Consider the following 10,052-nt stretch of genomic DNA (forward strand, 5'->3'; position numbering starts at 1 on the left):
CCACCCAGCCACGGCGCAAGCCACCCGGTCAAAATCGAAGTTTCTCGTAGCGGCAAGCGGGCGGTAACCAAGCGGCATCACCGCATGTCGGTCAGCGTTACGGCGGTTCGATAACGCTTGCCATCGCGGTAGATGATCATCGGGATTTTCGATCCGATTGGCGTCAAGCCAACCCGAGCGACCAAATGGTCATCGTTCTCAACCGGGTTGCCGTCAAATTCGACGATGATGTCGCCCCGCTGCAGGTGAGCCAACTCGGCGGGTGAACCAGGGCGAACGTTCTTCACAAGCGCTCCTCCCTTTTCTTGGTAACCTGCTGCGGCAAGGTCGGCGGCGGAAAAATCGGGGTCCAGCGTGACGCCAAGGTAACCGCGGCGGAGTTGTCCGTTGCGAACCAATTGATCCGCGACCTTGATGGCCATGTTCATCGGGATCGCGAACCCAATGCCCTCGCTGCCACCACTGCTGCTGGCGATCGCGGTGTTCAGGGCGACGACTTCGCCACGCAGATTCAATAGCGGACCGCCGCTATTGCCAGGGTTGATCGCGGCATCGGTTTGAAAGAAATCCTGCAGATCGATGCGTTGTTCGCCCAACGATAAATCGCGACGCCCCTTGGCACTGAGGATGCCAAACGTGACCGAGTGGCTGAGCCCGAACGGGCTGCCGATCGCAATCACGAAGTCGCCGATCTCAGTTGAGTCGCTATCGCCCAATCGCGCAGCAGGCAAGTCGATGCCATTGACCTTCATCACGGCCACATCGGTGCTGGGGTCGGACAATACTTTGACCGGGTGAAACTCGCGACCGTCGCTGGTCCGCAACAGGATCTGTTTCGGACTGGCGCTGACAATCACGTGCCGATTCGTCATCACCCAAGTTTCGTTGTTGATCCGCAACACGACGCCGGCTCCGGCTTCGTCATAAGATTCGTTCTTCTCGGTCTTGTGGGCTTCGATGTGAATCACACTTGGCTTGACCAGGGTGGATACACGACGAACGAGGTTCCCCAATCGATCGAACATGCTGAATTCTTCGGCCAGTTCATCGAACAAACGTTCGCGTTGATCTTCGATCAGCGGTTCCGTTGACTCGTCAAGCGATGGGCGACGAACGCTAACCGAACGGTTTTCTTGGTAAGCCGAATCCGACGAGTATGCTGAATCGGATGGGTACGCTGAATCGGATGGGTACGCTGAATCGGATGGGTAGGCGGAATCGCGAGCCGAATACCGTGAGGGGGCCGGTACGTTGTCGGTGACGCTGTACGAGGGCGGATTGGGGCTGAAATCGATCGAGCGTTTGATGATCGTTGGGTTCTGTGCAAATCCAATGGACGTTATCCCCAAAGCCAAAGCGCACGCCACGCTGGCCGCCAGCGTAGTTCGCTGTGGCATTACCCACCCACACATCTGAGCGAGACGAGAACGACGTTCGGCAACGGTTGGATGTCGAACCGTCTCCGCAGCGGGATAAGAGGTTGGATTCATGGCGTCGTCTGGGATTGGAAGGGTGCCGATAATGAGTGGTCGTCATTGCAGGGAACGTCGTCGCATGGAGAGGTGCCGACGTGAATGTATGCATCGACCTCGGGGGGGCGCGAGCTTTGTTCCTTCATTTGCTGGCATCCCTGTGCGCTTCATACGTCAGAACTAGTACTCTCGGCGCATTAAAAAACGGCCGAACATTCGTCCGGCCGTCTAAGGTTACAATCCACAAATTCGGTAATCAAATTGTCACGACCGATAGGGCCGGATCAATTTCAACCACCGCGACTTAAATTTGTCATGCTAGACCGAGTCGACTTCGGCATCTTCGAAGACACGGTTCCAACTGACCGCACCGGTTGTGCCGCTGGACATTTCGGATTTACGCCGGCATGCGATGCATTCGGTCGCATAAGGAATCGCGCGCAAGCGGGTCAATGGAATTGGTTTGCCGCAATCGACACAATCCCCATATCCGCCTTGTTCCATTCGAACGATCGCTTCTTCGATTGCGCTCAGCTCGCGGCTTTCCACTTCCAATAACTGGCTGTTCAGTTCGTCCTGCATCGTGTCCGCTGCGGCGTCAAGCACGTCGCCGGTTTTTTGTTGATGCAGCTCTTGCAATAAGCTCAGGTCACCCGCCAGAGCACGACTTAACGCATCGCGACGACGGATAAGATTTTCTCGGAGCTTCAACAACGCGTCTTTTCGTGGCATCTTCGTAACCTCGCTCTATAGGATCGATGCGTCCTTAAAAATGTGGATGCACCGTATTGGCTAACTCCAAACTCGCTATTCACTGCTCATGCTTAATCATGCTCATCTCCGAACTTCGCCCCGCCAACGCGTTTGCAGCGGCAATTCTGTGAGCATATCGAATCCGATTCCACGATTCATGTTGCGGTTCAATGCCATGCGGTGCAGTGAGGCCAAGCAGTGTAGTAGGGCCAAGCCGTGCAGTGGGTGGCATAGGATACCCGTATATGGACCAGATAACGACGACGTCACTCACGAAATATTTGGGATTGAGTGGTTCAACCCGCCTTTACGCACATTTCGTTCCGAAGGTTCAGCGAATTATCGCGTCCGATGTTAGTTCGCCCCAATCATAGAAAGCTTGGGCAAATTGTCTTCCTCCCGAATCCGATTTCCTAGCATTTTCATCGTTCGCCACCGTTTCAGGTCGCGATTGCAGCGGTTTTAGCGTCTTCGGGCCCCCCGATAGAATTTTCCTCTCGTAGGACATTTGCGATCCAGGCGAGCGTTGCCATGTGCTGCAGAGCTGAGCAAATCGAAGCAGGCTGCCAATTTGACGGGCATAAGAGTGGATAATCGATAAAATTGGCATCGTCGTCACGATTAGATTAACCGTAATAAGTCCTCAGATCCGAAGAAGATACAGTGCAAACACAAATCGACTGTGGGGGATCCCCAGATGCCCTGTTTGCCAGCAATTGCGGACCGATCCTTCATCTCGATGCGGATTTTGCCATTCTCGAATTGGCGGCCCGGTTCCGAGGAGACGCTTTGCGATTGCGAACCACTAGCTAATACCACGATGCAAGGGACATGAACGGTGAATTCCGATCACACGAGCGATACAGCTCCCTTTCCAAACGACGACTACGCTTTTGGTCTTTGGTCAAAGAATCGTCCACTGAGTCGGTTTCGGATTCCGCGAAGCCTCGTGATGCGTCTTCGCTATTCCGTTCACAGCAAACGATTGAGGACCAATTAGCGTTTCCCTATGAAACGCTTGATGTCAGCTCGGGACAGGTTCCGTTGCTGGCCGCATCGGGCACAAGTCTGCTGAGCAAGCCGGACGAAACCGAGGCGATGGAATTCCGCGTGATCAGTGCTGGATCGCCCGTTCGTCGTCTGCGATTGACTGGTAACCGCTACACCTTCGGCAGCGCCCACGGTTGTTCGGTACAGCTTGGCGATCGATCGCTGCGACCGATGCATGCCGTGTTGATCCGCGATGCGAGCCAGATCCTGGTTCGTGCCTACTCGGTACCGATCGAGGTCAACAACGTACGGATGACGGAAGCCAAGCTGAGCGTCGGCGACGTGATGAGGTTAGGCAACTATCAGTTCGAGTTGCTTGCGTCGACCAAAACCAGCACTCAATCGATTACATCAGATCGTTTCCACCACCGCAGCGTTACAACATCGGTTGCGTCATCGGGCGAGCGAAGCGGCAATCCCCGCGACATTGCACACCTCGGACAGCTCGATAGCACGATTGCCGCCGGCGTGTATCCATCGTCTCGACCGACATCGCCCCTGGGGATGACGGCGCCTCCGTCGACGCCTCGTCGCGACTTTGCCCCCAATGTGCCGATGGCCGAGGACGCTGCATGGCGCGAACAACTGCGTCGTGAAGTCCAACAGTGGCGAAAACGTCAAGAGGAATGCGAGCGTCGTGAATCACATTGCTCGCAACGTGAACATGAACTGCGTGGCCGCGAAACCGAACTGTGGTCTCGCGCCGAAGATCTCTACAAACGCGAAGCACGATTGCTTTCAGAGGAATCCAACGCGCGGACGATTCAGACTAAGTACGAGCAAAAGAAGGCCGAAGTCGCGCGACTGCTCGAAGAAAACGAATCGAATCAGCGAATGTTGGCCAAGCGTGAGGTCGAATTCCAAAGCCTCGAGGAAAACTATCGCCGCCAAGTCGAGGAAGCTGCGCGACAATTGACTCAGTCGCAACAACAGGCCAAGGCCGCGACCGATGCGATTCATCGTATGCGAGAGCAGTTCAACAATCTGAACGAACAGCTCGAAACGCTATCGGCAAATCAAGAGGTGCTGACTCGCGAAGAGGTTCAGAACCGCGAAGAGCATCGCCGGATTCAACGCGAACTCGAAGCGTCTCGCGATGAAGCGATTCAAGAGCGTGCCAAGAGTGAATCGCTTCGCGCCGACGCCGAAGCTCGTTTGGAAGAGATCACTCGCGAACTCGAAGCAATTCGCAGCCAACGTGAATCCGAACGACGTATTGTGGCTGAAAGCGAAGTCGTTGCTCAGCAACTGCGAGACCAAATCGAAGAGCTTCAGCAAACGGTCGTTCGCGCCAGTGAAGAATCGTCGGAGCTGCGAAGCAACTATGGCGAAGCTCGCGAAACGATTCAGCAACTCGAGACGATGCTGGCTGAAAACGGCGAACGCCACGAAGCGGATCGCAACAGCTGGTTGGCCGAAGCCGAGCAATTGCACCAATCGGTCGAAGCGTTGTCGGTCGAACTTGCCAACGCCCATCGCGAATTGTCGGAACTGCGTGACGTCAATAACGAAGTGACTCACCGGATCGACGAAATTTCGAAACAGCGTGATCAAGCACTCGCCGAAGTCCAAGTGCGTCCCACGTCCGAAGCGTTTGATTTGGTTTCTGCCGAATTGGGTGCAACGACCGAGCAGCTCAGCCGCATGCGGGCCCAATACGAAGAAGCGATCGCGGAACTGCAAGACGCGTTCGTCGAACGTCCCGGTCCCGCGTACGATACGCCCCCGAGCGGAATGCCAAGCACACTAGACAGCACGTCATCGTCGCTGTCGCCCTATCCCGCGTTGGGGTTGACCCCCAGCGGTGCTGAGAGCCTGGACAACCCGATCGACGTGTCGTCATTGTCCCAGGTCGATGACGCGGATGACGAAAGTGTTCCGGTCATGGAAGCCGGCTCGGCTAGCGAAACGGACTTCTCTCATGAAGAGGAGTATGCGGAAGCCAACAGCAGCGAAGGTCCATCAAGTGATGATTGGGTCGACCATGATGCGGTGGGTTTCGAAGCGGGCGAAGAGCCGACGTTCGTCAACCCAGATGAGAAGGCTGCCGGAATGCTGTCGAACTATGAAGACGACAGCGAGGCTTGGCCAACGTACGAAACGCCAGCGGCGCAAGAACACACGTCGCTCGAACACGAGTCGATAGATCAAGAGTCGCTTGATCAAGATCTGCCCGTTGCTCCTGGCGAACAGGCTCAGTGGATGATCGAAGCGACTGAAGATGACGTACAGTCGTCGTTCTCGGATGTTTGTGATTCGATCTCGGACGCTCGCGATTCGGACGCTCGTGATGTTAATGCCGAGCTTGGCGACGATCCTGCAGCCGAAGAAGGGACCTCGAGTGTTTGGGGAACTCCGTCGGAATTGCTAAGTGAGGAACTAGCCAGCGACTCGCCACTGCAAGATGATGCGGCGGAACAGGAATCCGACGTATCGCTGTCGACAAGCTGGGCGACTCCTTCGCAATTGCTTGATGAATCAGACGCATCGGACGACTCGCCGCAGAATGCATCAAACGACGGTCATGACGACGACGATATTGACGTCTCGGAAAGCACCTGGAACACGCCTTCGCAGCTGCTTGACGACGAGATGGCGGTAGGTTTCCAGTCAACTGCCGATGAGACCGCAGATGAGACCGCAGATGAGACCGCCGCTGAAGACCCCATTGCGTACCAGTCCGAAGCGGACGATGAAGTTGTCGCGACGGGCGAGGACGTGGTCGACGACAGTTCGGAAGCGGGAGATATTTGGTCCTCACAACACAGCGATTACCAAGCGGATGAAGCGTACGAGCACAGTGAATCTCCGGAATACAGCGAATCGCCTGAGTCCAGTGACGCGGTAAACGAAATCGAATCCGACCACGATTCTGATGATTTGGCACCGCACGAAGCGTCACACAGCGACAGCGAGGATCCCTACGCTTCGATGGGGTCGTTGGCGAGCCAATTGATTCAGGATATCGAAGCGGACAACGCGTCGTACGAAAATCAGCCTTGGGATCACAGCGATGCTATGGTCGATGCAGACCACGGTTGCAATGTCGATGAAGCGGACGATGTCGATGCGTCGGCTGGATCCGATGAATCATCCGATGCGGTCGAAGTGACGTCGATGTTCGGCGAAATCGAGGCGTTGGATCACGAACCGCAGTCGGAATCGGACGACCCGCAAGCGGAATTGGATGACCCGCATGCGGAACCAGAATTGGACGCCGACGCGGTCGAGCACACGCGTGCTTGGTCGTATCGCGATTCTCAGGACGCGGTTCTTGATGAAGTCAGCGTTGATCAGGCGATGATGGGTGAATCCGATGTCGACGCATTGGATGCGGACACGGAATCGGACGAACCACTCGACGAACCGATGTCGATCGACCAGCTCGAGGATCACGCCGAGGATCACGATGCGGTGGCCGCCCGCGATATTGACGAGAACGATATCGGGGAGAACGATATCGGCGAAAACACAGCCGACGAATTCGACGACGATCCCGTGGTTGCGGGCGATGCCACGGTGCTGTCAAACGATACGGTGGTTGCCGAGAATCCTACCGAAGCGGTCGCTGAGGACGACGAGGATTCGATCGAAGCCTATATGAACCGTTTGTTGAAGCGGGTCCAAGGTGAATCAACGCAACCGGCCGAAACGAGCACGGCGAGCAAGACGACTCAGACCTCGACATCGGAATCGAACACCAGCTCTACGGCGGCCGCGTCGGTCCTAGGATCCACTACGGTCGCGGGCACGACGGCGGACGGCGACGATTCAACGTTCATTGATCCTGATGAGCCGATGGTGCCACGTTCGCAAGCTCCTGAGAAAACCAGCAATTTGTCGGCGATGCGAGAGTTGGCCAATCAATCGGCTCGCAACGCGATCTCGCGAAGCACTCGTGTGCAAACGCGAGATACGCAGATCAAAGCGATGTCAAAATTCGCTCAAACTGGCGTGGCGATTCTCTGTGCGGTTGCCATGATCATGTTCACTACATGGTCGCTTCGCTATATTGCTGCGATTGCAATTGTGGTGATCGGATTTGTTTGTTTCAACGAGGGCATTGTGTTGCTAGCCGAAGCGAAGAAGCGGATGCAAGCGATCGAAGAGGATGCGGCTCGTGAAGAAGAACAGGCTGGACCCAGCGAAGAAGAGCTCAAGGAACAGGCTGAGATGGCGGCCAAGCTTGAAGCCAAGTTGGATCTTGCCGTAAAACCGAAGAAGTCATGAGCGAACATAAAGAGGTCACCGGTGAGGATCTGAATTTGATTCGCACCGACTTGGCCAACGAGCGTACCTTGTTGGCCTACGGACGAACCGCACTGATGGTCTCAGGCACCGGGGTTTCGATTCTGCAGTTCTTTTCGGTCACGCTTATCTATCACATTATTGCGTGGCCGCTGATCGGAGGCGGGTTTGTGATCGGCGTGATCGGTGTAGTCCGCTTCACGAAGTTAAGCCGCCGACTTCACGCCGATTGATCGCCCGCTCACCCACACGCCTGCCTGGCGTGATCACACGAAGGCGAGCTACTGTCACCGCAGCACCAAAAATCGGTCAGGCGGTGCCTGGGGTGATGGTCGTTCAAAAAAAACGGTTCTCGTTGAAAGCGGCGACTACAGCAAGCCGTCGAGCCCCTTTTCCTTTAGCTGTTTCGCGACTTCGCGGACACGTTCTTCGGCGTGTTTAGGGGCAACCAAGGTGGCATCGGGGGTTTGTACGACGATCAAGTCATCAACATCGATCGTGACCACGGTATGTCCGTCGTGGGTGTTGATGATGCAGCCCTTGCTGTCGATACCGATATGTGAACCGACAACGGTGTTGCCGGCTTCATCCGCGTCGTGCAGTCGCGACAAAGCTTGCCAACTGCCGACGTCATCCCATGGAAACTCGGCTTCGATCACGACCACATTCGGGTATTGTTCCATCACGGCATAGTCAATCGACTTGCCTTGGATCGCTGCAAACTCTTTCTCGAGTGTTTCGGCGTAGTCGGGTTTGCCAATGCGGTTGGCGATCGTGGCGAGATGCGAATACATCTCAGGCTCGTTCTTCTGCAATGCGTCAAGGATGGTCGACGCTCGCCACAAGAAGATGCCACTGTTCCAATAGAATGATCCTGCATCGACATAGCGACGAGCGGTTTCGGCATCAGGTTTTTCACGAAACTGTTTGACTTGGAAAACCGATGCACCCTCGGCGGCGATCGGTTTGCCTCGTTCGACATAGCCAAACGATTCGGCGGGATACTGGGGGGGGATTCCGTAAGTGACGATTCGCGTCGGGTCTTCCTTGATCAACGCTTCACCGGCGGCGATGGCCGCTTGGAACGCTTCGGGCGACGTGATCACGTGGTCCGACGGCATCACCGCCATGATTGCATCGTTGTCTTCGTGATGAACCAGGGCGGCTGCCAAGCCAACACAGGGGGCGGTGTCGCGTTTGCATGGTTCGCCGACAATGTTTTTGGGCAACAGCGACGGCAATTGTTCGGCGATTGCATCGACAAGGACTTTGTTTGTGACAATCATTTGCCGTGACGCAGGAACCAAGTCGCCCAACCGGTCGACGGTCGATTGGATCATGGTCCGGTCGCCGTGCAGCGTCAGCAATTGCTTGGGGCGAAGCGTTCGACTGGCAGGCCAAAATCGCGTGCCGCTACCGCCGGCCATGATCACTGCATGAAGCATGATTTGTCTCTCTGGTGAAGGATTCAACCGTGACGTGCTTAATTTGCCGTCAATGCTTGGTGGATTGTTTGCTGCACAGCGTAGACAAAAGTAGAGGCTTTTGAAACGCCACCGAGCTTGTCAAATTCCCTCGTTTCACGCTTCGCGAAAAATTCACATTCTACTTTTTTACGTGGATCGGATTCGCGTCGTCGCCCAACAGCGTAATCTGCCAATCCGTGATCGGACGCAGCGATTTGGCTTCATCCGCCGACGGCAGAAAGATTCGCACGTCGCGGCGGTCCAATTGCGTCAGGTCGACCGAGCGATTGGATCGCCATTCACGCTCGCGTGTCCAATCGAACGTTTTTCCTTTGGCTTGAAAGCGATATTGGTCTTCCGCAGCAAGTTGGCTTCGTTGTTTCAAATCACCATAAATGACTGGTTTTAATCCGAGTCGCCTAGCTGCTTCCAGGCGGATCGCAATCCCATACGGTTCATCGTCCCAGCGGCCAAGATGCGGACGGAATTTGCGTTTGCGCAAACGATCTGCTAACGGGACTTCGGAAAAACAGACCACCGGATACTTTTTTGAACTGGTGATCGCGTTGGCAACGATCACGCCACTGCGAACAATGCGAGCGAGCGTTTGCAGGGGACCGTTTCCGGCGGAACGTCGTGATTCATCGTCGCTGGGGTGATGGAGCAGCAATTCATCTTGATGTTGATGTTCGGTTTGCCCAGGCCACGGACCGCCGCAGCCGCGGGTGGTGTGAGTCAACCATTGGCCGTCCGTGCGTGTCCAGTCCGTGTCATTGCTCGCTCCGCATTCCGGACGTCCTGGTGCCGTGTGATCGACGATCTTGGTTGTTTCCCGGTCGGGGCGAGTCAGGTACCAACCGATCGCTCCTTGATCAATCAACTTTACCGCGGCCGATGGGACGTCGGCGATCACGGCGACGCGTGTTGATGGATCCCGCAGTGCGACGATCCGCGTTCGAAGTTGGGTGTCGATCTTGCCGCCTGGGCGTACGTAGACCGCATCGACACGATCGGCGATGCCAATCAATACCGCGTCGCGTGAGAGTGGTTCGGTCGAATCAAT

The 10,052-nt window shown here is 55.7% G+C and carries 6 protein-coding genes; 2 read left to right on the top strand and 4 right to left on the bottom strand.

The window, feature by feature from the left end:
* Positions 1 to 77: 77 nt before the first annotated feature.
* Positions 78 to 1,349: a S1C family serine protease gene (locus tag RMSM_RS02795; RefSeq protein ID WP_008691286.1), complete on the bottom strand. Its 1,272-nt coding sequence runs from the start codon at positions 1,347 to 1,349 to the stop codon at positions 78 to 80.
* Between the two features lie 441 nt (positions 1,350 to 1,790).
* Positions 1,791 to 2,204 (bottom strand): TraR/DksA family transcriptional regulator, encoded by a 414-nt coding sequence (locus RMSM_RS02800; RefSeq protein ID WP_008691287.1) that lies wholly within the window; start codon positions 2,202 to 2,204, stop codon positions 1,791 to 1,793.
* Between the two features lie 852 nt (positions 2,205 to 3,056).
* Here RMSM_RS02800 and RMSM_RS02805 point away from each other — a divergent pair.
* Together RMSM_RS02805 and RMSM_RS02810 are read left to right on the top strand one after the other, a co-directional pair.
* Entirely contained in the window at positions 3,057 to 7,505 is a 4,449-nt protein-coding gene (locus RMSM_RS02805; RefSeq protein ID WP_008691290.1) for an FHA domain-containing protein, read from the top strand.
* Positions 7,502 to 7,756, top strand: a complete 255-nt coding sequence (locus tag RMSM_RS02810) for a DUF202 domain-containing protein (protein ID WP_008691291.1) — start codon at positions 7,502 to 7,504, stop codon at positions 7,754 to 7,756. Before RMSM_RS02805 ends, RMSM_RS02810 begins: the two co-directional genes overlap by 4 nt.
* 135 nt (positions 7,757 to 7,891) lie before the next feature.
* On the opposite strand, the gene RMSM_RS02815 is transcribed toward RMSM_RS02810, so the two are convergent.
* Together RMSM_RS02815 and RMSM_RS40590 are read right to left on the bottom strand one after the other, a co-directional pair.
* Entirely contained in the window at positions 7,892 to 8,968 is a 1,077-nt protein-coding gene (locus RMSM_RS02815; protein ID WP_008691292.1) for a mannose-1-phosphate guanylyltransferase, read from the bottom strand.
* Positions 8,969 to 9,128: 160 nt separating this feature from the next.
* The coding region (locus RMSM_RS40590) for a hypothetical protein (protein ID WP_040763799.1) at positions 9,129 to 10,052 on the bottom strand (924 nt) is incomplete at its 5' end.

This window comes from Rhodopirellula maiorica SM1 (genome assembly GCF_000346295.1).
Taxonomy (GTDB): Bacteria; Planctomycetota; Planctomycetia; order Pirellulales; family Pirellulaceae; genus Novipirellula; species Novipirellula maiorica.

Coding starts and splice junctions, on each gene's coding strand:
- RMSM_RS02800 (WP_008691287.1), bottom strand. CDS start 2,204: ATGCCACGAAAAGACGCGTTGTTGAAGCTCCGAGAAAATCTTATCCGT.
- RMSM_RS02805 (WP_008691290.1), top strand. CDS start 3,057: ATGAACGGTGAATTCCGATCACACGAGCGATACAGCTCCCTTTCCAAA.
- RMSM_RS02810 (WP_008691291.1), top strand. CDS start 7,502: ATGAGCGAACATAAAGAGGTCACCGGTGAGGATCTGAATTTGATTCGC.
- RMSM_RS02815 (WP_008691292.1), bottom strand. CDS start 8,968: ATGCTTCATGCAGTGATCATGGCCGGCGGTAGCGGCACGCGATTTTGG.